This window comes from Prauserella halophila, assembly GCF_024171895.1.
Taxonomy (GTDB): Bacteria; Actinomycetota; Actinomycetes; order Mycobacteriales; family Pseudonocardiaceae; genus Prauserella; species Prauserella halophila.
Map to the genome: position 1 here is coordinate 214,589 of NZ_JAMTCQ010000010.1, position 23,454 is coordinate 238,042.

The 23,454-nt window shown below is 68.0% G+C and carries 23 protein-coding genes and 1 pseudogene; 10 read left to right on the forward strand and 14 right to left on the reverse strand.

Translation table 11 applies throughout. The features are described 5' to 3' along the window. Positions 1-3: 3 nt before the first annotated feature. From LY41_RS13350 to LY41_RS13370, 5 genes are all read right to left on the reverse strand, one after another. Positions 4-1,530, reverse strand: coding sequence for a lipopolysaccharide biosynthesis protein (locus LY41_RS13350; protein ID WP_253864321.1), 1,527 nt, complete (start codon positions 1,528-1,530; stop codon positions 4-6). Then, positions 1,527-2,780 (reverse strand): O-antigen ligase family protein, encoded by a 1,254-nt coding sequence (locus LY41_RS13355; RefSeq protein ID WP_253864322.1) that lies wholly within the window; start codon positions 2,778-2,780, stop codon positions 1,527-1,529. Before LY41_RS13355 ends, LY41_RS13350 begins: the two co-directional genes overlap by 4 nt. Positions 2,781-2,854: 74 nt before the next feature. Continuing rightward, on the reverse strand, positions 2,855-3,829 hold the full coding sequence (locus LY41_RS13360) for a glycosyltransferase family 2 protein (RefSeq protein WP_308292252.1): 975 nt from the start codon (positions 3,827-3,829) through the stop codon (positions 2,855-2,857). A gap of 26 nt (positions 3,830-3,855) precedes the next feature. Further along, positions 3,856-6,180, reverse strand: coding sequence for a fibrinogen-like YCDxxxxGGGW domain-containing protein (locus tag LY41_RS13365; RefSeq protein WP_253864324.1), 2,325 nt, complete (start codon positions 6,178-6,180; stop codon positions 3,856-3,858). Between the two features lie 247 nt (positions 6,181-6,427). Beyond that, on the reverse strand, positions 6,428-6,850 hold the full coding sequence (locus tag LY41_RS13370) for an FAD synthase family protein (RefSeq protein WP_253864325.1): 423 nt from the start codon (positions 6,848-6,850) through the stop codon (positions 6,428-6,430). Positions 6,851-7,203: 353 nt separating this feature from the next. Here LY41_RS13370 and LY41_RS13375 point away from each other — a divergent pair, with 353 nt between their 5' ends. From LY41_RS13375 to LY41_RS23880, 3 genes are read left to right on the forward strand one after another with little or no spacing between them, the layout of a single operon-like run. Further along, on the forward strand, positions 7,204-9,039 hold the full coding sequence (locus LY41_RS13375; protein WP_253864582.1) for an NHL domain-containing thioredoxin family protein: 1,836 nt from the start codon (positions 7,204-7,206) through the stop codon (positions 9,037-9,039). A 60-nt stretch (positions 9,040-9,099) separates the two neighbouring features. Next, entirely contained in the window at positions 9,100-9,393 is a 294-nt protein-coding gene (locus tag LY41_RS13380; RefSeq protein ID WP_253864583.1) for a GroES family chaperonin, read from the forward strand. Positions 9,394-9,416: 23 nt separating this feature from the next. Next, positions 9,417-11,597, forward strand: a complete 2,181-nt coding sequence (locus LY41_RS23880; RefSeq protein ID WP_253864326.1) for a VanW family protein — start codon at positions 9,417-9,419, stop codon at positions 11,595-11,597. Positions 11,598-11,718: 121 nt separating this feature from the next. On the opposite strand, the gene LY41_RS13390 is transcribed toward LY41_RS23880, so the two are convergent. After that, the gene (locus LY41_RS13390; protein WP_253864327.1) at positions 11,719-12,165 is read right to left on the reverse strand and encodes a rhodanese-like domain-containing protein; all 447 of its coding nucleotides are present in this window, start codon (positions 12,163-12,165) and stop codon (positions 11,719-11,721) included. A gap of 95 nt (positions 12,166-12,260) precedes the next feature. Between LY41_RS13390 and LY41_RS13395 the strand changes: the two genes are divergently transcribed. Beyond that, positions 12,261-12,722 (forward strand): Lrp/AsnC family transcriptional regulator, encoded by a 462-nt coding sequence (locus LY41_RS13395; protein WP_253864328.1) that lies wholly within the window; start codon positions 12,261-12,263, stop codon positions 12,720-12,722. Between the two features lie 220 nt (positions 12,723-12,942). On the opposite strand, the gene LY41_RS13400 is transcribed toward LY41_RS13395, so the two are convergent. The 3 genes from LY41_RS13400 to LY41_RS13410 form a co-directional block, all read right to left on the reverse strand. Next, positions 12,943-13,224, reverse strand: coding sequence for a GlsB/YeaQ/YmgE family stress response membrane protein (locus LY41_RS13400; RefSeq protein ID WP_253864329.1), 282 nt, complete (start codon positions 13,222-13,224; stop codon positions 12,943-12,945). A 141-nt stretch (positions 13,225-13,365) separates the two neighbouring features. After that, entirely contained in the window at positions 13,366-13,671 is a 306-nt protein-coding gene (locus LY41_RS13405; RefSeq protein ID WP_253864330.1) for a helix-turn-helix domain-containing protein, read from the reverse strand. 96 nt (positions 13,672-13,767) lie between these two features. After that, positions 13,768-14,070 carry a hypothetical protein gene (locus LY41_RS13410; RefSeq protein ID WP_253864331.1) on the reverse strand — a complete coding sequence of 101 codons (303 nt, stop codon included), beginning with the start codon at positions 14,068-14,070 and terminating at the stop codon, positions 13,768-13,770. A 113-nt stretch (positions 14,071-14,183) separates the two neighbouring features. Here LY41_RS13410 and LY41_RS13415 point away from each other — a divergent pair, with 113 nt between their 5' ends. Together LY41_RS13415 and LY41_RS13420 are read left to right on the forward strand one after the other, a co-directional pair. Continuing rightward, positions 14,184-14,600, forward strand: a complete 417-nt coding sequence (locus LY41_RS13415) for a hypothetical protein (protein WP_253864332.1) — start codon at positions 14,184-14,186, stop codon at positions 14,598-14,600. 14 nt (positions 14,601-14,614) lie between these two features. Then, entirely contained in the window at positions 14,615-15,193 is a 579-nt protein-coding gene (locus LY41_RS13420) for a class IV adenylate cyclase (RefSeq protein WP_253864333.1), read from the forward strand. Positions 15,194-15,325: 132 nt separating this feature from the next. On the opposite strand, the gene LY41_RS13425 is transcribed toward LY41_RS13420, so the two are convergent. Both LY41_RS13425 and LY41_RS13430 read right to left on the reverse strand, forming a co-directional pair. Beyond that, on the reverse strand, positions 15,326-17,161 hold the full coding sequence (locus LY41_RS13425) for an acyl-CoA dehydrogenase (RefSeq protein WP_253864334.1): 1,836 nt from the start codon (positions 17,159-17,161) through the stop codon (positions 15,326-15,328). Between the two features lie 461 nt (positions 17,162-17,622). Next, positions 17,623-18,387, reverse strand: a pseudogene (locus LY41_RS13430) (response regulator transcription factor); the annotation flags it as partial. A 340-nt stretch (positions 18,388-18,727) separates the two neighbouring features. Between LY41_RS13430 and LY41_RS13435 the strand changes: the two are divergent. After that, positions 18,728-18,919: a hypothetical protein gene (locus LY41_RS13435; RefSeq protein ID WP_253864336.1), complete on the forward strand. Its 192-nt coding sequence runs from the start codon at positions 18,728-18,730 to the stop codon at positions 18,917-18,919. A gap of 95 nt (positions 18,920-19,014) precedes the next feature. Beyond that, positions 19,015-19,347 (forward strand): MmcQ/YjbR family DNA-binding protein, encoded by a 333-nt coding sequence (locus LY41_RS13440; RefSeq protein ID WP_253864337.1) that lies wholly within the window; start codon positions 19,015-19,017, stop codon positions 19,345-19,347. Positions 19,348-19,368: 21 nt separating this feature from the next. Here the strand turns inward: LY41_RS13440 and LY41_RS13445 are convergent, their stop codons facing one another. The 3 genes from LY41_RS13445 to LY41_RS13455 form a co-directional block, all read right to left on the reverse strand. Beyond that, the gene (locus tag LY41_RS13445) at positions 19,369-19,929 is read right to left on the reverse strand and encodes a dihydrofolate reductase family protein (RefSeq protein WP_253864338.1); all 561 of its coding nucleotides are present in this window, start codon (positions 19,927-19,929) and stop codon (positions 19,369-19,371) included. Between the two features lie 330 nt (positions 19,930-20,259). Then, a complete protein-coding gene (locus tag LY41_RS13450; protein WP_253864339.1) occupies positions 20,260-20,403 on the reverse strand; it encodes a hypothetical protein in 144 nt (47 codons plus the stop codon). Positions 20,404-20,578: 175 nt separating this feature from the next. Then, entirely contained in the window at positions 20,579-21,229 is a 651-nt protein-coding gene (locus tag LY41_RS13455) for an MBL fold metallo-hydrolase (protein WP_253864340.1), read from the reverse strand. Positions 21,230-21,487: 258 nt separating this feature from the next. Here LY41_RS13455 and LY41_RS13460 point away from each other — a divergent pair, with 258 nt between their 5' ends. Further along, the gene (locus LY41_RS13460) at positions 21,488-22,099 is read left to right on the forward strand and encodes a hypothetical protein (protein ID WP_253864341.1); all 612 of its coding nucleotides are present in this window, start codon (positions 21,488-21,490) and stop codon (positions 22,097-22,099) included. 257 nt (positions 22,100-22,356) lie between these two features. Continuing rightward, entirely contained in the window at positions 22,357-23,400 is a 1,044-nt protein-coding gene (gene trpS / locus LY41_RS13465; protein ID WP_253864342.1) for a tryptophan--tRNA ligase, read from the forward strand. Positions 23,401-23,454: the final 54 nt, after the last annotated feature.

Sequence of the window (23,454 nt, forward strand, 5' to 3'; positions counted from 1 at the left end):
TGCTCACCGACGGGAGCCTTTCGACATGGGCGAGCGCAGCATCCCGCTCAGCGCATCGAGTTCGAACTGCTCACGGAAGCGCCGGCACAGCAGGACGAACACCGCGGTCGCGATCACGACGTGGACCGCCAGCGCCGGTATCGTCGCGCCGAAGACACCGCGGACGAGCAGCCCCGGCAGCACGACAGCGCCCACGACAACCGCGACCGCGGGGGCCAGGCTGCGCAGCGCGATGTCGACGGCCATCAGACGGTGCACCTGCCAGCAGGCCAGAGCCGCGTCGACCGCAACGGTGATGACCCACGCCATGGCGGCTCCGACGATGCCCCACAGCGGTACCAGCAGCAGTATCCCGACGATGTTGACCACGAGAGCGGCGGCCTTGTTGCCCATCTGCCACTGGCTGTGGCCACCCATGAGAAGAACGGTCTGCAGCATCCCGGTTGCCGACAACAGCATCATCGCCGCGCAGAGCGCGATCATGGCATTCTCGCCTGCGTCGAATCCCTGGCCGAAGGCGGAGAGTACGGCGGGTGCGAACAGAGCCAGTGTGAGGTAGCACGGCCAGGACAGCAGGATCAACGACCTGGTCGTGCTCAGGTGGAGAGCGCGTGCACCGGCGAGGTCGCCGACCGCCAAGGTCGCACTGACCCGGGGAGACAAAGCCATCCGCATTGCCGTGTCCACCAGGAGCCCGGCACGTGCGGCCCGCGAGACTATTGCGTACACGCCTGCCTCGGTCGGCCCCAGGAGCGCGGCGACCAGCAGCACATCGGCCCACGCCAGCCCGATCTCGAGCGCGGCCGCCACACCCCTCGCCGCGCTGAACGACCAGAACTCGCGAACGAGTGCTCGGGTGGGGGTACGCGGCTGTACAGCCGCATCGGTGCGGGGCACCATTCGCGACAACTGGCCGGCCAGGATCACAGCGGCGCCGGCGCAGGCCACCACGAGCGGCCACGTCCATGCCCGCGCCGCCGCGATCAGGCCGAACCCGGTGCTCAACACGATCAGCACGACGACGACGCGCGCTACCGGCAGCCCGATATTGATGATCCCGACGAAGGGCAGCACTCCCCCGAGGCCGCGAGTCGCGCCGAGCAGGACGGTCAGTAGCGAGGCCAGCAGCGCGAACGGGATCGTGTTGACGATCAAGGTCGTTGTTGTCGGATGCGCGGCCGGTGAAGAGATCACCTGGGCCACTTCGGGTGCGAACAGCCAGATGGCGGTGAGCACGACGATCCCGATGGCGGCGACCGGGATCGCGGCTATCGCGATCGTTCGGACGAGGTCGGCGTAGCGGCCCAGCGAGACCTGCCGGGCCAGTTCGCGGACCAGTCCGGTGTCGGCACCGAGCTCGCCGACGTTCGCGATGATCATGAACAGTGCGATCATCTGGAAGAAGAACCCGGTGTCCTCCGGGCCGAGGCCGCGGCCGACGACGACAGCGAGGAGCAGGCCGAACACCGCACCCGTTCCACCGCCCGCGAGGCTGATCAAGCCCGATCGGGCAACGCGCTCACGGTTCATACCCCGGCCACCCGAGAGTGCGGCTCGAACGTGACCGGTTCGGTGACCGGCGGGGTGCGGTGGGCGCGAACTACCGGGTCGCGCAGCAGGATCGCCGCTACCAGCGCGATGGTCAGCAACTGCATGGTGTCGATTCCGTAGAAGATGATCAATGTGCTGGCCGCGACGAGCGAGCTGTGCAGCCACAGGCGCGAGAAGCCGGGCGCTCGCCAAGTACGAAGCACGGAGCCGAAGAGGAACCACAGGAACAGCCCGAGGCCGACGAAGCCGAAGGAGAACATCATCATCCACAGGTGACCCTGCGTGCCGACGGAGAGATCGACGACCTCGGACGGCCTCGGCGCGCCGAAACCGAGTAACGGGGATTCCAGGGTCCGCTCGAACGTCTCGCGATAGATCAGCATCCTGGTCTCATTGCTCCCGAGCTGTGCCCGTTCCCGCAACGCGTCGATCAACCCGAGTGAAACGGCAGCGGAAGCAGCGACGAGGCCGCAGGTGGCGAGTCCGAGAAACGGCAGCATCGTGCCACGGAACATCAACCGGACCGCGACGTACGCGAGCGCGACCCCGAGGCCGAGCAACATACCTCGGTTGAGTCCCGCCAGCGTCGGCACGATGGCTGCGGCCAGGCAGCCGACGAGCAGCACCTTGACTCGCGTCGATCGCGTCATGGCCATCTGAGCCAGCGCCACCGGCGTGAGCAGGGCCATCGCACTGCCCCAGCCGTTGGCGTACGGGAAAGGAGCCGACGGCCGGATGTACGGTTCCGGCGCACCCCACGGGTGCTGGATCTCGGCGAACGGGGGGAAGACCAGATCGAAGACGTACTCGTTGCCGGTGAGAGCGTCCGGCAGTAGTAGGCCGACGGGGGTCGTCAGGCGTCCTTCGGGGAAGAACGTTCCGAGGTAACCGCCTGCCACGACCGTGACCCAGACCGCGGTGAGGCCGCCGACGACGCGCGTCATCGAGAGGCGCTGCCTGGCGTTGACGACGTACAGCAGCACGATCGCGATCGCGACGTAATTCGCCGCACGTTGACCGTAGCCGACGAGCCGGAGCGGGGAATCGAGCATCAACGCGCACGGGATCGTCCACGCGATGAAGCCGAACCACGGTGAAATTCCTGCGACGACGTACAGATCTCGTCGGACCAGCAGGATGGCGGCCATCACGATAGCCATGATCACCACGATGAAGGGCGTCATGCCCAGCAGCCACCAGACCGGAAACCCCCACAGTAGGGCGTCCACCGGCCACGAGGGCAGGGGACGCCTTGCTGTGGGTGGTGCCTGCGACCGTTGTGGAGCTTGCAGGGCCATGGCCGCTAAAGGCCCCGGCCTCGTGACTGGACGAGCCGCACGAGACGGTCCGCTTTGACCACCCGTGCCGCCACCGCGAGCGCTCCGAGGCCGCGCACCTGCCGAGGGTCATGACGCAGCGTGCGCAACGCCCACCGCACCGCGGCACGACGCCGACCCATCGCGGCACAGGCGAAGGCGATCTGGCCTTCCATCCTGGCCAGTCCCCGCGGGTTGTCGGCGAACTCGGGCACCCTGTCCAGCATGTAGGTCAGACCATCGACCATCGCCTGCCACTTGCCCATGTAGAACGACGGCCGATTCCAGTTGATGCGGACGCACGGCTCCGGCACGCTCACCACGTCGCCGTGCCGGGTGGCTCGCAGCAGCCACTCGTGGTCCTCACCGTAGGAGGCCGGCAGTCCTTCGTCGACGAGCCCGATTCGGCCGAGCAGATCCGCCCGGTGCACCAGCAGGCTCGAGGAGTGGATCTCCATGATCCGAGACGCGAGGAAGTCGGCGAACGTAGCCCGCTCCGGCGCGAGACGGCGATGCTCACCGGTGTCGTTGCGGATCACCAAGCCGGTGGCCACAGCGGGAGCAGCCGGTTCGGCGTGCCACCGCTCGAGTTGGCGAGCCAGCTTGCCGGGCAGCCACTCGTCGTCGTCGTCGCAGTGCCCGACGATCTCGCCGGTCGCCGTGAGGATCCCGGTGTTGCGTGCACCCGCGAGGCCGGACGTCCGCTCGTTGCGCCGTAGCACGATCCGCCGACCGGGATGCGATCCGTTGTCCAGTGGCAGGGGATGCGGCTCGGTTTGGTCGAACACCACGATGCACTCGATATCACCCGCATACTCCTGCGCAAGGACCGCGCGGGCCGCCCTGGTCACGAGTTCGGGTCGGTCCCGAGTGGGGATCACGACGCTCACTGACGGGCAGGTGTCATCGGGTCCCTCGCTCACAGCGGGGTTCGACCACGACGATCCGGGCATGGTCGGCATATTACGGCGCTTCGTTCGCCAATTCGTCACGCACCACCACTCGAGCCGCCGATGTCGTGTGCCGACGTGCTGGCCGAGCGGTTACCGGTGTCGTCGACGGCCCGGACGAAGTAACGCCCTGGCTCGTCGGGAACCTCGACCTCGGTCTGCCATGGCCTGACCGCGACGACGCGGTCGTCCTTCAGGACCTCGTAACTCACGGAACCGCGGTCGTCGGTCGAACCCTTCCACGACAGCCGGACCGTGTCGTCCCCGTTGTCCGTGCTCGACAGTGAGCCCGGGACCGTCGGAGCGGTGGTGTCGCGCGGTTCGAACCGTGCGAAACCACCGAGCCAGGTCCACGACCATCCGTTCTGGCGCAGCCCCTGCCGGAAGTCTCCGGAGAACCACACCGTGCCGGTGCTGTCCTGGAACACGTCCCACGGCCCCTGGTCCCTGTGCCCGTTCAGTCTTGCGTTGAACTCGGGAAGATACTCACCCGTTTCGGCATCCCAGGCACCGATGAAGCCCAGCTTGTCGGCCTGCGTCCAGTCGGTGCCGACATCCTGCCAGGTGTAGGCATCCGAGTAGTTCCAGTGTCTGCAATGGCAGGTTCCGTACACGACGCCGTCGATCAGTTCGGTCGCCTGGAAGTCCCCGCCATTCTTGGTGATGTTGCCCGACAGCAACTCGAAGTCCGACCGGGCGTAGCTGAACAGGCTGTGCTCGGACCCGCCGACCCACACCCGGTCGCCCGCTTCCAGGATCGTCTGCTGATAGTTCGTCGAATTACTGAAGGACGGGTCCGCCATTCCCGGCACGAGAGGGGCGCCCTGCTCGGTGCTGACGACGGCCACCTTCTCGGCTGGCTCGTGCTGCGACCAGGTGAAATGCCCCGCCGCATAGATCCGGTCGCCGTCGGCGCCGGTATCGAGGTCGAACACGGTCCCGTTGAACTCGGGGTTCCAGTCCTGGTCCGGGCTTGCGGTGCTCACGTCGATCCGCCCGGTATTGCGGCTGTAGGCAGTCCGGCTCTGTCCCATTCCGCGCATGTGGGTGAAGGATCCGCCCACGTAGAGCCAGTCGCCTTGCTGTTCGAGCGTCCAGACCTTCGTGGAACAGCACGTCAGCCGGTTCTCCATGGCCACGTGCCATTCGTCTGCGATGTCACCGGTCGCCGGGTCGAGCGCGACGAGCCCCGCGTTGGACTCCCCGTTGACCTCGGTGAACTCGCCGCCTGCGACGACCAGTCCGCTCGGCAGTACGGACAGCGCCCTGACCGGTCCGTTGAAGTCCGGACGGAACGAGGAGACCCAGTCTCCGGTGTCCACATCGAAGCCCGCCAGGTAGCTTTGTTCGATCCGCTCCCCGGGCCCTGGGTCAGGGCCCTTCTGAACGTTACGGAAGTTGCCGCCGACGAAGACGGTGTCGCCGGACTGGCCGAATGTTCGCGCCTCGGTGTAGTGCTCGTTCGTGTTGGACGTGGCCCGCCCGGTCACACCCCATTCCTGCGGTTCGGCCCCGCTCTGGAGCAGCGGCCGCCGTTCGGACGGTGCGGTCCCCTGCTCGGCGATCTCCGTGTAGTCGAGGTCGTCCTGGGTGAGTTTCGGCCGGAGATAGATCTGGGTGAAGGGTCGGGCATGCCCGGCACCGTCCGTCTCGGACCACAGGTACGAGTCCGCGCTGTTCGACCCGCTCACCCGGGATCCGTAGGACCAGCCACGCAACCAGCCCTGTCCGCTGTGGTCGTTCCGGGTGTCGATCCGGCGGTACGAGTCGTCCTTGCCGAAGTCGTTCGTCTGCCCACCGGAGCCGCTGCCGAAGAACCCACCGAAATCGTAGGAACCGACCCGGTGTTCAGCACCGAAACTCCACACCCAGCGATCGCGGTTCTCGAACTCGAACCGGGCATCCTGCCAGCTGGTGCCGCTGGTGTTCTTGGCCCGCCTGACCCGGATCCCGTCGTCGAGCGCATCCACCCTGCCGTCGTTGAGCAGCCCGTCAACGGTGCGCGAAGGCAGGCTTCGGACGGTGAACGCGTCCTGCCCCGTCACCGCGTCACGAACCTGCGCTGGAGTGCCCTGACCCTGATACTCCTGCCGCCAGTCCTGGCGTCCCCTGCCGATCAATACCCAGCCACCGCCGTCGGTGGTCATGTCGCAGTAGAACCGTTCCGGCGCGACCAGCGACGGGGTCTGCAACCAGTAGGAGCCATCCGGGGCGTCCGGGTCGTTCTGCTTGATCTCCCAGCACGAGGCGGCGGCATCGTGGGATGCACTGCCGGTGGGGCCCGAGCCCTGCGCGTTGGCGGTCGTGTCGACGAAAACCGTCGAGCCTGCCGCGAGTACTACGGCGATGGCTGCTGCCGCCACCGAACGAATGTGGTCTCGCGTACGCCGACGCCGCATCCATGCTCCTCGAATCGCTACGCTGCCGAGCCGTCACACCGAGCACGCCGCAGGCGCACACCAAGCGCACCGCAGGCGCACACCAGCTAGAGGCCTACCCTCACACGAGTGATGATCAAATCACTCGTGTGAGGGTAGTCGAATTCGAGAAGTGCCACGTTACGGTCCCAGCGCACTGATCGGACACAGTTTGATCACACTAAAGTGTCGATCATGCGGTCTCGGAAATCACCTTCCGTAAGACCGTGCTCGAGGTGTGCATGGTGTAGGGGAAGTAGACGACCCGCGCCCCCACGGCGCCGAGCCGCTCTTCGAGACGTTTGCCCTTCGCGGTGCCGCGCCAGTCATCGCCCTTGAACAGGATGTCGTAGCGCAGGTCCTCCCATGCTTCGAACTTGTCGGTGTACGGATCGGCTACCGCCTCGTCGACGTAGCGAATGCTCCGTACGATCTCGAGGCGCTCGTCGAAGGGAACGATCGGGAGTCTTCCCTTCACGCGATGCACCACCTCATCGGTGACGACACCGACGACCAGCCGGTCGCACCGAGCGCTCGCGCGTCGCAGGATGTTCAGATGCCCGACGTGGAACAGGTCGTACGCGCCCGGGGCGTATCCGGTCACTGTCACGTGCATGTCCTCCGCAGTGTGTGCACAAGAAGAACCACCCGAAGCCAACCTGTTCTTGCGCTCTTGGGGTTGTTGTGCCCGATTTGACCACCTCGTCGTGAAACGCCCGTCCTGCGTTACGTGTGGTGTCGTCAGCAACACTCGTCCGATTCGAGTGTCGCTGCCTACGGACCCGATCGGACCAGTACGGCGACGAACGACGACGTGCGAAAATACCCTGCGCATTCTCTCACCCGAGGGTGATCGCTCTCGCGGGTGTAATGCCGCACGCGGGGGCTCACCTTTCGGCTCGGATGACGTTGACTGGAGTCGTGAGCATTACCGATCCGGTGCCCGCGACGAGTGCCGCGCGGCAGCACATCCGCGCGCCCGAACTCGCCGGCACCGACTGGCTGAACACGGGTGACGAGCAGCTCCGCCTCGCCGAGCTGCGGGGCAAGATCGTTCTGCTCGACTTCTGGACGTCGGGCTGCATCAACTGTCAGCACGTGATCGGCGAACTCCGTCCCATCGAGGAGGAGTTCGCCGACGTGCTCGTGACCATCGGGGTGCATTCGCCGAAGTTCACGCACGAGGGCGAGCGCGAGGCGATCGCGGCGGCCGTCGAGCGGTACGGCGTGGCCCACCCGGTGCTGAACGATCCGGACATGACGACGTGGCGGCAGTACGCGATCAAGGCGTGGCCGACGCTCGTCGTCGTCGACCCCGAGGGCTACATCGTGCACGTCGCCGCAGGTGAGGGGCACGGTGAGGCGCTGAGCCGCGTCGTCGCCGAGCTGGCCGAGGCGCACGAGGCGAAGGGCACGCTGCGTCGCGGCGACAGCCCGTACGTGGCGGGTGAGGCGGCCGACACCGAACTGCGCTTCCCCGCGAAGGCCGTCGCGACCGCCGGCGGGCGCCTGCTCGTGGCCGACACCGCGGGGCACGGCGTCGCCGAGTTCGCCTCCGACGCCGAGACGGTCGTCCGCAGGTTCGGCAGCGGTGAGCGCGGGGCCCGGGACGGGGCGTTCGACGTGGCCTCGCTGGCCGAGCCGTCGGGCCTGACACTGCTGCCGGAGGCGGTCGCCCAGCGGGTCGGCTACCACCTGGTCGTCGCCGACACGGCGGGTCACACGCTGCGCGGGGTCGACCTGTCGAACGGTGCCGTGACGACCGTGGCGGGTACCGGCGAGCAATGGCGGGACGGCGACGACACGGGCAAGGCGCTCGACGTCGCCCTGACCAGTCCGTGGGACGTGTGCTGGTGGGACGAGGCCGACGGCGGCCCCGGCGGCGTCGTCGTCGCGATGGCGGGCAACCACACGCTCGGCCTGTTCGACCCGGTCGAGGCCACGGTGCGCCGGTTGGCGGGCACCACCACCGAGGGGCTGCGCGACGGCCGCGCCGACGAGGCGTTCCTCGCGCAGCCGTCCGGACTGGCCGTGGGCCGCAACCGCATGTGGTTCGTCGACGCCGAGACGTCGGCGCTGCGGTGGATCGAGGGTGACGGCGACGGCGGCCACGACGTGTACACCGCCGTCGGCACGGACCTGTTCCACTTCGGCCACCGCGACGGCAAGGCCGCCCACGCGCTGCTGCAGCATCCGCAGGGCGTGGCGGTGCTGCCCGACGGCACCGTGGGCGTCGCCGACACCTACAACGGGGCGATCCGCCGCTACGACCCCGCGACGGGCGAGGTCGGCACGGTTGCCTCGGGGCTGGCCGAACCGGCGGGCCTCGTCGTGGCGGGCGACGGCGTGTTCGCCGTGGAAACGGGTGCGCACCGCCTGACGCCGCTGGACCTGTCGGACGCCGACCGGGTCGAGGGTGATGCGCTCGAGGTGCGCAGGCCCGCGACGGTACTGGGCTCGGGCGCGGTGCAGCTGAACGTGGTGTTCACGCCGCCGCCGGGGCAGAAGCTCGACGACCGCTACGGCCCGTCGACGCGGCTCGAGGTGAGCGCCTCCCCGCCGGAACTGCTCCTCGAGGGCGACGGGGCCGACAGTGACCTGTCACGTCTGATCCGCCTCTCCGGCGACGTGACCGAGGGTGTACTGCAGGTCGTCGCCCAGGCGGCCAGCTGCGACATCGACGCCGAACATCCCGTCTGCCGGGTCACGCGGCAGGACTGGGGCGTGCCGGTCCGGGTCGAACGCCACGGAGACGGCGAGCTGAGCCTGGTGATGTCCGGAAATCCGGGTCCTGCGGGGGCTTAACATGAACCTGTGGTGGAACCCCCGGACAACGCGGATTCGGACGCGAAGCTCGAAATCCAGATGTTGCACGATCGGCTGCTCGTCCGGCAGCCGTCGGACGACGGCGAACGCCGCAGCAGCAGCGGCATCGTCATTCCGGCGACCGCGCAGGTCGCCAGCAGGCTGTGCTGGGGCGACGTCCTCGGCGTCGGCAACAACGTGCGCAACATCCAGGTCGGCGACCGCGTCCTGTTCAACCCCGAGGATCCGCTCGAGGTGGAGATCCAGGGCGATGCCTATCTGGTGATGCGCGAGCGTGACATCCACGCCATCGCCAGTGAGCGGACCGAACAGGGAACAGGTTTGTACTTGTAGCGTCGAGCGCGCGGGGAGGGCTGGTGCGCGAGGAGTTCGACCGGCCGTGGGAACACCCGGCCCACCCCGAGGACGTCCCTGACCACTCCCCGCGCGAGCGCGGGGAGTCCGATGACGGCGGGTACGAGGTTCATCAGGACCGGATTCACGAGGATGACGGGTCGCTGAACCTGCCGGACAACTGGCTGCTTTCGCACGATCCGGCGTGGCCTGCCGACCAGACCGATCCCGAGTCCACGGGTACGGACCTGCCTGCCGCGGCGTTCTCGGCGTACCCGAGCGTGCGGTACCGCGACGAGGCCGCTGCGGCCGGTGAGACCGGCCTCGCCGACGACCTGCTCGGCCCGGCCGAACCCCGCAACCGTCCCGCGCGTACGAGGGTCCGGCGCGGCATCGGCAAAGCGTTCATGGTGTTCGGCGGCACGCTCGTCGCGCTGCTGCTCGTGTACCTGGCGGACCTGCTGACCAGCCTCGGTGACGTGCCGCGCGGGGTGACGGTGGCCGGTGTCGAGGTCGGCGGATTGAGCGCCGCGGACGCCGAGCAGAAGCTGCGGACCGAGCTCGGCCCGCAGCTGACCGACCCGCTGCCGGTGCGGGCAGGGGACGTCACGACGCGGCTCGACCCGGCCGACGCGGGCCTCGGCCTCGACTGGGCAGGCACCGTGGAACGTGCGGGCAACCAGCCGATCGACCCCGTGTCGCGGCTGACGTCGCTGTTCTCCTCGCGGGAGATCGGCGTCGTGTCCTCGGCCGACGACGACGTGCTGCGCGAGGCGATCACCGGCCTGGCCGGCAGCGAGATCGACCACGGTGTGCGCGAGGGCGACGTCGGGTTCCGCACCGTGTCCGGCGGTGACGACGGCGCGGTCGAACCGTTCCCGATCATGCCTCGGCAGGGTCAGCGCCTCACCGACGTCGACGGTGCGATGAAGGAGATCAAGGCGGACTGGCTGGCCGCCAAGGGCGTGACCCTCGACGTCGACGTCACGCCCGCGAAGACCACGAAGGAGGCGGTGCGGCGAGCCCTCGAACAGACGAAGCCGCTCGTGTCGGCACCCGTGGCGGTGCGCGCCGACGAGACGACGGCGACGCTCACGCCGAAGCACATCAGCGCCGCGATGCAGCACGAACCCTCCGACGAAGGGGCGCTGCAGCTGACGCTCGACAGGGCCGAGCTGCAGGACGTGCTGGTGCCCCGGCTGCGCGAGACCGAACAGCGCGCGTCGAACGCCGAGCTGGTGTTCGCGGGCTCCGAACCGTCGGTCGAACCGTCGAAGGAAGGCAGGCGGATCGACTGGCAGGAGACGTTCGCGCCGTTCTTCACCATGGCGGCAAAGCAGGAGGGGCGCACGCTCGACGTCGTGTACCAGGTGCAGGCGCCCGACGTGAGTACGAAGGACCTGAGGAAACTCGGCATGAAGGAGGTCGTCGGCGAGTTCACGACCGGTGGGCTGAGCGGCGCCGCCGCGCGGAACGTGTCGACGATGGCTGCCGCGGTGACCGGCACGGTGGTGCGTCCCGGCGACACGTTCAGCCTCGACGAGGCGACCGGTCCGCGCACGTCGTCGAAGGGTTACGTCGAGGCGCCGTTGTATTCCGGCGGCACCGGCCCGCGGATGATCGGCGGCGGCGTGTCCCAGCTGACGAGCACGCTGTACAACGCCGCCTACGCAGCTGGGCTGAAGGACGCGGGTCACACGGCGCACCCGACGTACGTCGACCGCTACCCCGCAGGCCGCGACGCCGTGTCGCAGCTGCCCGACGGGTCGACGGTCGACCTGTCGCTGACCAACAACCTCGACAGCGGGGTGGCGGTGCAGGCGTGGACGTCGGGCGACAGCGTGACGGTGCGGCTGTGGAGCACGAAGCAGTACCGCGTCAGCGGTTCGACGAGTGACCGCAGGGATGTGCAGTCGCCGCCGGTGCAGCGGCAACGCGGTCCGGACTGTGAGGAGACGTCGGGAGCGGAGGGCTTCACCGTCACCGACACGCGTGTGGTGACGACACTGAACGGCGACCGTGTCGTGGACCGGCAGTCGACGACCGTGACGTACCGGCCGGTGCCGCGGGTGGTCTGCGAATCGGGTGACGGTGATGGCGACGACGGTGGCGATGACGGGCGCGGCGGCGACCCGCGGAGCCCGGAGTGGCCGTTCCTGCCCGGCGATGGCCGTTCCCAGCAGGTCGACCGCGGCCGAGGCTGACACCGCAGCCGCGGCTGAGACCGCACTTCTGCTGAGACCGTACTTCTGCTGAGACCGCGGTTCGGCCTGGGAACGGCGGTGATCGAGCCGGTCCTGGTTCAGCGTGCGGTCCGGGTGAACGTCACGTGCAGTCACACGTGGTGGCGTCGAGCGGGGCCGTCAGCGGATCCGTGGCGTGCGGAATCCTGCCGTGGTCGTTCTCGACGGGGAGTCCTTCGCGGGCCCAGTATTCGAAGCCGCCGATCATCTCCTTGACCCGGTAGCCGAGCTTCGCGAACTCCAGGGCCGCGCGAGTGGCGCCGTTGCAGCCGGGGCCCCAGCAGTAGGTCACCACCGGCATGTCCACCGGTATTTCCGCGGGTGCTCGCTGGGCGATCTGTGCGGTGGGCAGGTGCGTCGCACCGACGACGCGGGCCTGGTTCCATGCGGCGTCGCCGCGGGAGTCGATCAGTAGGAATCGCCGCCCTGCCTCCTGGTCCGCGTGTACGTCCGAGGCGTCGGTCTCGCACTCGAGCTTGCGCGTGAAGTGGTTGACGAGGTGTTCGTTCGGTTGCGCGGAAGTCGTCATGGTCGAAGACGATACTGTCGGCGACCTGGGAATCTGAAGATTCGATTCCCGGGGTATAGCGACGATCGCCGGGGGATTCATGGCATTGTCAGGTCATGACCGTGACAATCCCTTTCGAGCCCGACAAGGTCGACACGGCCATCCTGGGTGCGCTCCAGGACGACGGCCGGCAGAGCATCGCCGACCTGGCGCGGGCCATCAACATGAGCCACAGCGCCACTGCCGAGCGGATGCGCAGACTGGAGGAGGCCGGTGTCATCCACGGCTATGCCGCCCGGGTGGACCCCGAACGCCTCGGCTACTCGATCATGGCGTTTCTCCGCCTGCGCTATCCGAGCAGCAACTACGAGCCGCTCCACCGGCTGCTGGCCGATCTGCCGGAGGTGATCGAAGCCCACCACGTGACCGGTGACGACTGTTTCGTCATGAAGGTGGTCGCGACCGGCATGAAGCATCTGGAACAGGTTGCGGGCAGGGTCGGCGGTCTCGGCAGCGTCACGACGAGCGTGGTCTACTCGTCGCCGCTGCCGCAGCGGTCCCTGCTGCCGCCGACCTGAGTTCAGCGGGACTCAGTACCGTCGCGGAGCCGGTCGGCGATGCCGGCGATCTCGGTGAGCGTGCCGGCTGCGATGTCCATCACGAGGGCCGATTGCTCACTCGTGACACCACGGCGGCAGTCGCCTGACCCGTGCCGGCGTCAACGTGATCGGTTCGCCGTCGGGAAGCAGCGATTCGCGGAAAGCGGCCGCTGTGACCAGGAGTGAGTCCAAGGACGCGTCAGCGTTCGACCTTCTTGCGGTTCTTGCCCGCGATCCCGGCGGCGAGGGAAACGCCGACAGCGGCGACGACCACCTGGGTGATGAGCTCGAGCCAGTCCCAGCCGTCGGTGTCGGCATAGCCGAGGCCGCGGGCGATGGCGGTGCCGACGAACGCGGCGACGATGCCGACGAGCAGGGTCAGCCAGATGGCGATCTTCTGCTTGCCGGGAGCGGCGAGCCTGCCGAGCACGCCGATGACGAGCCCGACGACGATCGCCGAGATGATGCCCGAAATCTCCATGCGAGCCTCCTGCGCGTGTACATGCCTGCGCCGGCCCGCCGTCGGCGGGCGACACTCCGTGCATACCCGATGATCGCATCGCCAACCCGCTGTTCGGGCGAAACGAACACGAAAAGGGCACCCCGGCCGCGTCGGTGACCATCATGCGACGTGATAGCTGTGGTTCTCTGCTTTGATTTCCACGTTCAGCTCGCCGCCCAACGCCTCGGCGTACGTCCGGAGCGTCTCCGACCGGGCGTGTTCCACCCCGCCTGGCTCGATCTGCAAGACACGGTTCTGGCCGACGTGCATCCGCTCGGCGATTTCCGCCTGTGTCAGTTGGGTGCGAGTGCGCAGTTCGCGGAACTGCCAGGATCGTTCGCGCTGGTGGAGGGCCTCGGTTGCCTCGGCAAGGGCGGTCGGGTCAACGGGCCGAAGACGATCCAGATCGTTCAGGTTCTCAGCCATCGCGCTCCTCCTCCTTCTGCAGGATCTCGAGATGCTCATCGTGCGTCCCCGGCCGGGCCATTGAAGTTCGCTGCGAGCGAGCCCGTGAGCGCGTCCTCAGTCGACGCCGAGCCAGACATGCCAGCATGCGGAGCAGTCGAAGAGCATCGGGCCTGCGCGGTGCCGCCGTCGAGGTACCGTCACTTCACGACCGCACAGCATTTCGGCCGTCACGCCGGTGGGTGGCTCGTTGACTGTGCCGCCGATGTGGCGGACGCCTGCGACGACCGGACGCCAGCCGGGCACCGTCGCAAGATCAGGCTCATCCGGGTCGGTCTTGATCGGCCATCCGTCGTGGCTGACCACGAAAACAGCACTGTCGGAGCGTCGCACGAGCCACATGTCTGCAGCATCGGTCACGGGCAGTGGTCAGCCCATATCATCGCGGGTATCTCACGGTGAGATGTATAGCCGCGGCAAGGCCGGAGATCGAGCGCCGTGCTGCGTACGCTGACGTCGTCGAGGTTCTCGCTGTGCGCGGTCTCGGCATCCTTGGCTTGAACGACTCCTTGCTGCGCGCGCGCATTCGCAACCGCGAGGTCACGGTAAGGGTGCTGCTTCTCGACCCTGACAGCGATGCCGCTCAGCGACGCGCAACTGAGATCGGCGAGAGTTGCCAGTCGTTCACCGCAGGCGTGCGGCTGTCGCTGGAACTGCTCGCCGACCTGGCCAACGACGGCGCCACTGTCGAAGCCTACCTCTACGACCTGCTCCCCGCCTGGCGTGTCATCGGCCTCGACGACACGCTGTTCGTGTCCGCGTTCGGTGAAGTCCACGAAGGACACACCAGCCCCATGTATCAACTCGGACCGTCGCCCTATGGCGCGTTCTGGCGAGGAATCCGTAGGTTTACCGACGAATTGCGGCGCACCGCACGCCGCGTTGTCTAGCTGGAGGTGCCCCTGTGCCGGTTGAGGCCGAACTCACCGCTCTCGTCCGTGACTCCGACCTCGTCCGCGCCACTCTCGGCACCTTCGCCCCCGTGGAACGCAGCACCTACGCGGACACCTACTACGACCATCCGGATCGTTCGCTCGATGCCCGGGGATACGAGCTTCGCGTCCGCACCGTCACGACGGCGGACCGGACTCGCACGGTGCTCACCTACAAGCAGCCGCCCGTGCACGACACCGGGTCGAAACCCGAGCACGAGACCGTCGTCGACGACCCGGACGTGCTCCGTGAAACCTTCCTCGGCCTCGGTCTGACCGTGCTGATCGAGTTCAGCAAACACTGCGACAACTACCGGTTCACCTGCGGGGGCCGGGACCTGCTGGCCACCGTCGTGGAGATCCCCGAACTGCCGGGGCAGACCTTCCTCGAAGTCGAAACTGCCGCCGAGCCTCACGATGTGGACGCCGCACTCGACGTCGTCCGTTCGGTACTCGTCGATCTCGGAGTGGCCGATGCCGACCTCAGCACGCAGTCCTACACCGACCGCGTCGCGGCGCAACGGGCCGAACGAGCCCGATCGGAACCGTGACCTCGGCGGACGCGACTGCCGAACAGTCGGCGTTTTCGCGGACCGCCGAGCGAACACGAAAAGGGCACCCCGGCCGCGTCGGTGACGTTGCGGCCGGGGTGCCCTTTCGGTCGTGGTGTTCGATCGCGGGGATCAGAACGCCGCTTCGTCGACCTCCATCAGGTCGTTATCGGCGGCCTCGGTGATGGCGCGGCGGGCCGTGAGCTCCGGCAGCACCTGCTTGGCGAAGAACGAAGCCACGGCGACCTTGCCCTCGTAGAAGGACTTGTCCTTGCCGCTGGCCTCGTCGAGCTTGCCCAGTGCGATCTCGGCCTGCTGCAGCAGCTTCCAGCCGACGATCAGGTCGCCTGCCGACAGCAGCAGCCGCACGCTGTGCTGGCCGACCTTGTAGACGTTGTTCACGTCCTCCTGCGCCGAGGTCAGGTTGCCGATCAGCGAGCCGATCATGCCCTGGACGTCGTCGAGGGCCTGCTTGAGCAGCTCCCGCTCCTTCTTCAGGCGCGAGTCGGGCTCGGACCCCGTGCCTTCCACGAACGAGGAGATCTCGCCCGCGATGTGGGTCAGGGCCTGGCCCTTGTCGCGGACGACCTTCCGGAAGAAGAAGTCCATCGACTGGATGGCCGTGGTGCCCTCGTACAGCGAGTCGATCTTCGCGTCACGGATGTACTGCTCGATCGGGTAGTCCTGCAGGAAGCCCGACCCGCCGAACGTCTGCAGCGACTGCACCAGCTGCTCGGTGGCGCGCTCGGAGCCGACGCCCTTGACGATCGGGAGCAGTAGGTCGTTGACCCGCTCGGCGAGCTTGATCGAGTCCTCGTCACCTTCCTGCGTCCACACCTGGTCCTGGAACGACGCGGTGTAGAGGTACACGGCGCGCATGCCCTCGGCGTAGGCCTTCTGCAGCATGAGGCTGCGGCGCACGTCCGGGTGGTTCGTGATCGTGACACGCGGGGCGTTCTTGTCGGTCTGCTTGGTCAGATCCGGACCCTGCACGCGCTCCTTGGCGTACTCGAGCGCGTTGAGGTAGCCCGTCGACAGGGTCGCGATGGCCTTCGTGCCGACCATCATGCGCGCGTACTCGATGACCTGGAACATCTGCGCGATGCCGTTGTGCACCTCGCCGAGCAGCCAGCCCTTGGCGGGCGTGCCGTGCTGGCCGAAGGTCAGCTCACACGTGGTGGAGACCTTCAGGCCCATCTTGTGCTCGACGTTGGTGACGTAGGCGCCGTTGCGCTCGCCGGGCTCACCGGTGTTGGTGTCGAAGTGGTACTTCGGCACGAGGAACAGCGACAGGCCCTTGGTGCCCGGGCCGTGACCCTCGGGGCGGGCCAGCACCAGGTGCATGATGTTCTCGGTCATGTCCTGGTCGGCCGAGGTGATGAAGCGCTTGACGCCTTCGATGTTCCAGGAGCCGTCCTCCTGCTGCACGGCCTTGGCGCGGCCCGCGCCGACGTCGGAACCGGCGTCCGGCTCGGTCAGCACCATCGTCGCGCCCCAGGCGCGGTCGATCATGAGCTGCGCCCAGCGCTGCTGCTCTTCGGTGCCGTTCTGGTCGACGACCATCGCGAAGTTCGGGCCGGCCATGTACATGTACAGCGCCGGGTTCGCACCGAGGATCAGCTCGGAGGCCGCCCACTGCACGGTCGGGGGCAGGCCGAAGCCGCCGAGCTTGTTGGTGAGGCCGAGGCGCCACCACTCGCCGTCCCACAGCTGCTGGTAGCTCTTCTTGAACGACTCCGGCAGCGTGGCGGAGAAGGTCTTCGGGTCGTACACCGGCGGGTTGCGGTCGGCATCCTCGAAGGACTCGGCCAGCGGGCCCGTCGCGAGGTTGTTGAGCTCGGACAGTACGCCGCGGGCGGTCTCTTCGTCGGACTCGGCCAGGACACCCTTGCCGAGTCGGTTCTGGATGCCGAGGACCTCGAAGAGGTTGAACTCCAGGTCCCGGACGTTGCTCTTGTAGTGGCCCATGTCGTCGCTCCGTACGAAGGTTGTTCGGGTGTGGCGGCTGGGCACTGTTCGGACTTCGCCCCGTGAAGTGGACACTCCGGACAACACGGCCCTACTCGCCGGTAACTTAAGGATATTACCCCTAAGTAATCGACGGCAAGTCGTGGCGGTGTTTTCTGGGTCTCGTCTCCGGTTTTCGGTCCTTTCGTCAGGGACGCCGACCGACCCGGAGCATCCGTACCGCGTGGACACCCTGCGCGTGGACATCCCTGTTGGCCCCGCGGCCGGGTGGTCGCGGGGCCGAGTGTCTCTGTGGTTGGACGGCCGCGTGGCCGCCGTTCCGGTCAGGCCGGTGCGATGGGTGGAGTCGTGGGCGGGGTTGCGGGAGAGCCGGCCGCAGGGGTGTGTTGCGGCGGCGTGTGCGGTGTCGGGGCGTGCGGTGTCGGCGTGTGCTGTGTCGGGGCGTGCGGTGTCGGGGTGTGCTGTGGTGGCGGGCCGGGGGTGCTGTCGGCGGGTGCCGTGGTCTCCTCGGGGCGCGGGATGAGGATCCCCGAACGGAACGCTTTCGTCACCGCGTGTGTGCGGTCGCGGGCCGACAGCTTGCGCAGAATGCTCTTGACGTGTGTGCGCACGGTCTCCACCGACAGGAACAGCGTCTTGGCGATCGCCGAGTTCTCCAGCCCTTCGGCCACCAGCTGCAGCACTTGGTACTCGCGCCGTGACAACGGCATCTGCTGCTTGCCGCTCGTGCTCGCTCCGTCGGCCGACGGTTGCCGCTTCGGACGCGCCGTCAGCGCGGCGAGCGCCGGGTCGGTGTAGCGGCGGTCGACGTGCGCCCGCCGGATCGCCTCCGCCAGGCGGCGGGGATCGGCCGTGCGCGGGACGGTCGCGTGGGCGCCCGCGGCCGCGGCTGCCGACAGGAACTGCGGCGTGCGGTGTGCATCGCGCACCAGCACCACGACGACCAGCGTCGGATCGCCGTCCCGGAGCAGCCGGACCAGGTGGCAGTGCGGATCGAACCCGGAGTCGAGGATCACGATGTTCGGCCGCAGCTGCTCACACAGTTGCAGCGATGCGTGGTGGTTGGCCGCGTGGCCCACCCACTGCAGTCCCGGTGTCTTGCCGACCAGGACGTTCAGGCCTTCCCGGAAGACCGGGACCGGATCGAGGACCGCGACCGTGAGAGTCCGCGTTCCTGCTGGTCCGAGGCCCCCTGTCGGGCGGCCTCTTTCGGTGCTTTGCGCCATAACCACTCCGTCTCCGCACGTCCTTGTGGACGTGTTCGCCGCCGTGTCGCCACGGTCCCCCGGCGAGATCTACTCGCTGTCGTTCGCAGCTGTGACTGGTGAGCTTCGACCTCATGACGCGATGAGCCGATGATTTATGCAGTTCCTAGGCGGAGTGTGCCTGGTCAGCTGCCTACCCGCCGGTTGTTGTTCGCAAACGATTGACATGCCCCTGGTCAGGGCGGAATCCGGTGACGCTCCGCAGTCTTTTGCGGCGATTCGGGAGGTGGGGTGGCGCCGGTGGTGACGGATTGTCTATGCTGTGTGACCTGCCACACATACCGGCATCAAAGGAGATGGCGTGTACCTGGCGTCGACCATCGGGCTGTTCGCCCTGCTGCTCACTGTCGCCGCGGTCATCGTGACGTGGGAAGACCGCCGCGCGGACCGTCGCCGCGACCGCACCCGAAGTGCGCAGCTCGCGGCACTCGGCGAGGTCGACCCGCTCGCGTCGGCGAGGTTTCGGGCCGATCTGCGGGAACGCTCGTCGTAGGTGGTCGTCGGCGGCGCTGCGCGGGTAGAGACGCTGCGCCGGTAGGGACGCCGCGCCGGTGAGAACCGCCGAACCGGTAATAGGAGTGTGTCGGGATGAGCAAGTGGGCCGACGTCGTGTCGTTCGGGACCGGGTTGCCGGAGGTCGAGGAAGCCATCTCGTACGGCACGCCTGCGCTGAAGGTCAACGGCAAGAGTTTCGCGCGGTTGCGCACCGAGGCCGAGGGTGGACTGGTGCTGCTGTGCGGTATGGACGAGAAGGAAGCGTTGCTGGCGTCCGGTGAGCAGGCCTTCTACACCACGCCGCACTACGACGGCTACGGCGCGATCCTCGTCGACCTCGACGCCGTCGACGAGGCGCAACTGCACGAGCTCCTCGAGGAGTCCTGGAATCGGAAAGCGCCGGAGCGGGCGAAACGCCGACGCTGAACGTGCCGTGCGGACCGTGGCTCAGACCGGGGTGTGGCAGGTGTAGGTGATGCCGCCGGGGAACGACTTCATGTCGCGCAGCGTCATGTGCGGCAGCGCGATGCCGTCCGGGAACAGCCTGCGCCCGCGGCCCTGGACCACGGGATAGCCGAACAACCGGTACTCGTCCACGAGACCTGCCTCGATGAGCGCATGGCAGAGCGTGATGCTGCCCGTGACGACGATGTCGGCACCCGGTTTCCGTTTGAGCTCGCGGATCGCCGCGACCGGCTCGCCGGCGTCGATGACGTGGGTGTTCTGCCAACCGGGATCGGTGAGCGTGCCGGTGACGACGTACTTGTCGACCCGGTCGAGGAAGTCGGCGACGTCACCGGTCTGGTTCGGCCAGAAGCCGCGGAAGTCCTCGAAGGTCTGCCTGCCGAACACAACCGCGTCGCATCGCTGCTGGTGGCGGCGGTTCTCGGCGGCGAGTTCGGGATTGTCGACCGTCGGGTCGAACTGCGTCTTCAGGTCCGACCACGGGTCGAGCATCTCGACGCAGCCGTCGAGCGTGATGTTCTGGGTGATCGCGAGTGTGCGCATAGCGGTCCCCGGGATGTCGGTGCCTGCTGTGGTGCGTGCTTCGCCCAGGATGCCCGATGGGTCCGACGATCAGGCGAGCTCGCGTGCCGACGCTGCGACGTAGCGGGCTCGGTGTCGGGATGGACACGAGCAGCGCCGGCCGGTTCGGGGAGTCCGATCCGGCGCCGCCCGTGTCCGGTCACCGACGGCCTGCACCGCCTGCGACGCCGCGGACTCGTCACGAATCGGGATGAAACCGGGGAGGTTCCTTCGTGGCGGTCGGGGGTGTCCGCGGTGCGCGCCCGGGGTTGGCGGTGTTCGGCCGACGTCGACGTGGTGCCGGTCGCGGTGTTACCGCGCGGGGCTCGGTGACAGCACCACGAGCGAAAGCAGCAGCAGGAACGTCAGCCCTGCCACCAGGAACGCGAGCACGCCCGTGACCGACCATGCGGCCAGTCCTGCGATTCCGAGCGCGCCCGAGGCAGATGTCCACATGGACGATCTCCATCTCGAGCCGGGGGATGTGTATGGGGTCATCCGGGGTATCGCCGCACTTCCCCTGCCCGTTATCACGCCGTGACATTGAATGGTGTGCATCACTCGAATGGAGGTCATGGCCGATGACTGCCGCGTGTTTCCCCTGGTCTGCCCCGGCGTCGCGCGCGGATCGTCAGTTGCTGCCTGCCGCCTCCGGTTCGAGTGCGTGGAGTGCCTCGTGCACGCAGTCCGCCCACGTGCGCCCGCCGAGCTCGGTGACGCCCGAATCGCCGGTGAACGCGCTCGAGACCACGACGTCGGGTTGCAGGGTGGCGAGACCGGTGAGGCTCGCCGTGAGCTGCGCGTGGTCGCTCATGCCGGGGATGTAGCCGGCACGCCAGTGGCCGTGGGGGTCGGCGTAGATCGTGTCGCCGGTGAACAGGTATTTCCGGCCGGACAGGGGCACCAGGTAGCAGGCGCTGCCGGGAGTGTGGCCCGGAGTCGGGATCACGTCGATGCCGGTGGTGGTGATGTGCCGGTCGTCGAAGGCGTCGTCGACGGGCGCCACCTCGCCGACGAGGTGGGCTTCCGTCGCGTGGGCGTGGAGCGCCGGTCCGAAGCGTTCCCTGATCGTGTGCAGGGACGGCGCTATTTCGTCCTGATGGCTCAGGTAGTGATGGGCGACGCCGCCGAGCTCGGCCATGCGGTCGAACTCGGACTCGTGCGTCGTGTTGTAGAACAGGATGTTGCCGCCGGGCGCGAGCCACAGGTAGGCGTGAGTGCTCAGCCCGGGGAACGGATACTCGGGTTCGGTTTCCCACAGCTCGTCGTTGATCTTCTTCATGGTCGGCTCCTTTCTCCTGGGAAGAACGCTATGACTTCGAGTTAACTCCAGGTCAACGCCGTTCGAGGTCAACGCTGCTCGGCGGCAGGCTGCCGGTGCGCACGCCGTCGGGGAGTCACGAAACGGCCCTGCCGGGCCGGTGGCCGTCGTAGGATTCGCCCGGTGTCATTCGCCCCGCGGCCCGCGGCCCGCGGCCTGCTGCCCGAGGGCTCGCCCCGAAGAGTCCGTCCCGAGGAATGTCCGTCCCGAGGAGTGCCGATGCCCGAATCCGTCCGTGTTCCCGCCATGCCGCCCGCGCAGCGGACCGGTGAGATCTACCGCCACGTCGCCGACCCGGTCGCCAACAATCGCAGGGCGAACATCTTCCTGTACGCGGGGATCTCCGAGCTGGTGGTGGCGGGTGTGGTCTCGATGTTCCTGGAGCCGCCCGCGCGCTGGTTGCTGCTCGCGCTGGGTGTCGCCGGATGCGCCACGTTCATGCTGCTGCTGTACCCGAGGACGAAGCAGGCTTCGGGATATGCGGGCGACGACCTGATCGATCTGATCGTCGTGCCGTCGGGCCCGATCACGCGCGGCGGGTTTCAGCTGTCGTGGCGGGACCTGTCGGCGTTCCGGCTGGAGGTCCTGACCAACCTCGGCGGGCAGGACAGGGTCGGCATGCACGCCTACCTCGACCTCGTCGACGGCACCGCGGTGAAGGCACGCACGACCACGGACCCGCAGCGGAGTGTGTTCGCCGGGGCGAACCGGATCAAGGCCGACCTGGGTACGCCCGAGAGGACGGAGGTCGAGCGGGTGCGGGAGGTCCTGCGGCAGGCGTGCGCCGCGGGTGGTGTCGAGTTCACGTACAACGAACGCATCGCGGGCTGAGGGTGTCGCAGCGGGCTGAGGGTGTCGCATCCGATCCGGTCGCCGATGCGGTGTTGGGCCCGGGGCGTGGGCCCGGATCGGCAGCACGGGTCGGGTATCGTCGACGTATGCGCACTCGAATCGCCATGTGGTGGGCCGCCGACCGGCGGCCCTGACCTTGCGCATGTTCACCACGGCCGCCCTGAGGGCGGCCGTTTTCGCGTTTTCGTGACGGTGCGTCCGCGGGTGGTCTCCGACTCGACCCTGGAGGCACCGATATGTCGCACCCGTCCCGCCCCCGTCTGCTCACCGGTGATCGCCCGACCGGCAGGCTCCACCTCGGCCACTACGTGGGCAGCCTCGCCAACCGGGTTCGGCTGGCCCGCGAATACGAGACGTTCCTGATCCTGGCCGATCTGCACCTGCTCACGACGGAGAACTCCCCCGAGGCCATCGCGCAAATTCCGCAGCACGTCCGGGACCAGGTGCTCGACGCGCTCGCCGTGGGTGTCGACCCGGAACACGTGACGTTCTACCTGCAGTCCGCGATCGGCGAGGTCGCGGAACTGAACACGTTGCTGCAGAGCCTCGTCTCGGTCCCGCGGTTGCAGCGCGTCCCGAGCCTGAAGGACATGAGCCGCGGCGGCGAGATGGGCTACGCGCTGTTGGGTTATCCGGTGCTGCAAGCGGCGGACATCCTGTGCGTCAAGGCGGGCGCCGTCCCGGTCGGACAGGACAATCACGCCCACGTCGAGGTGACCCGCGAGATCGCACGGCGGTTCAACGGCCTGTACGGCGAGGTCTTCCCGGTGCCCGCCGCCGTCGCCAGCGACGTGCCCAGCCTCATCGGCACCGACGGGCGGGCGAAGATGAGCAAGTCGCTCGGCAACGCGATCTACCTTTCCGACCCGTCCGAGGAGGTCAGCCGCAAGGTGGCCGGCATGTACACCGATCCGCAGCGGGTGCGGGCCGACGTGCCCGGCACCGTGGAGGGCAACCCGGTGTTCGAGTACCACCGTGCGTTCAACGACGACCGCGGGCAGGTGGCCGATCTCGAGCAGCGGTATCGCGAGGGGCGCGTCGGCGACGGCGAGGTCAAACAGGCGCTGGCGACGGCGCTCAACCGGTTCCTCGATCCGGTGCGGGAGCGGCGCGCGCAGTATGCCGCTCGGTCCGGATACGTCGACGAGCTCGTCGTCGCCGGCACGGAACGGACGCGCGCCGTGGTCCGTGAGGTCGTGTTCGAGGCGCGCCGGGCAATGGGGCTGACCGGCGCGTACAACCGGTTGCGCCGCAAGGCCGCCCGCTCGGCGACGCGCTGACCGGGATGCCGGCATGACTCGGCCCCGACCGCGACGGTTCAGTCCTTGCTGAAT

Excerpts from the sequence above, each read along its gene's own strand:
- LY41_RS13350 (WP_253864321.1), bottom strand. The coding sequence starts at position 1,530 with ATGAACCGTGAGCGCGTTGCCCGATCGGGCTTGATCAGCCTCGCGGGC.
- LY41_RS13360 (WP_308292252.1), bottom strand. The coding sequence starts at position 3,829 with ATGCCGACCATGCCCGGATCGTCGTGGTCGAACCCCGCTGTGAGCGAG.
- LY41_RS13370 (WP_253864325.1), bottom strand. The coding sequence starts at position 6,850 with ATGCACGTGACAGTGACCGGATACGCCCCGGGCGCGTACGACCTGTTC.
- LY41_RS13380 (WP_253864583.1), top strand. The coding sequence starts at position 9,100 with ATGTTGCACGATCGGCTGCTCGTCCGGCAGCCGTCGGACGACGGCGAA.
- LY41_RS13390 (WP_253864327.1), bottom strand. The coding sequence starts at position 12,165 with ATGACGACTTCCGCGCAACCGAACGAACACCTCGTCAACCACTTCACG.
- LY41_RS13395 (WP_253864328.1), top strand. The coding sequence starts at position 12,261 with ATGACCGTGACAATCCCTTTCGAGCCCGACAAGGTCGACACGGCCATC.
- LY41_RS13400 (WP_253864329.1), bottom strand. The coding sequence starts at position 13,224 with ATGGAGATTTCGGGCATCATCTCGGCGATCGTCGTCGGGCTCGTCATC.
- LY41_RS13405 (WP_253864330.1), bottom strand. The coding sequence starts at position 13,671 with ATGGCTGAGAACCTGAACGATCTGGATCGTCTTCGGCCCGTTGACCCG.
- LY41_RS13425 (WP_253864334.1), bottom strand. The coding sequence starts at position 17,161 with ATGGGCCACTACAAGAGCAACGTCCGGGACCTGGAGTTCAACCTCTTC.
- LY41_RS13440 (WP_253864337.1), top strand. The coding sequence starts at position 19,015 with ATGAGCAAGTGGGCCGACGTCGTGTCGTTCGGGACCGGGTTGCCGGAG.
- LY41_RS13445 (WP_253864338.1), bottom strand. The coding sequence starts at position 19,929 with ATGCGCACACTCGCGATCACCCAGAACATCACGCTCGACGGCTGCGTC.
- LY41_RS13450 (WP_253864339.1), bottom strand. The coding sequence starts at position 20,403 with ATGTGGACATCTGCCTCGGGCGCGCTCGGAATCGCAGGACTGGCCGCA.
- LY41_RS13455 (WP_253864340.1), bottom strand. The coding sequence starts at position 21,229 with ATGAAGAAGATCAACGACGAGCTGTGGGAAACCGAACCCGAGTATCCG.
- LY41_RS13460 (WP_253864341.1), top strand. The coding sequence starts at position 21,488 with ATGCCCGAATCCGTCCGTGTTCCCGCCATGCCGCCCGCGCAGCGGACC.
- trpS (WP_253864342.1), top strand. The coding sequence starts at position 22,357 with ATGTCGCACCCGTCCCGCCCCCGTCTGCTCACCGGTGATCGCCCGACC.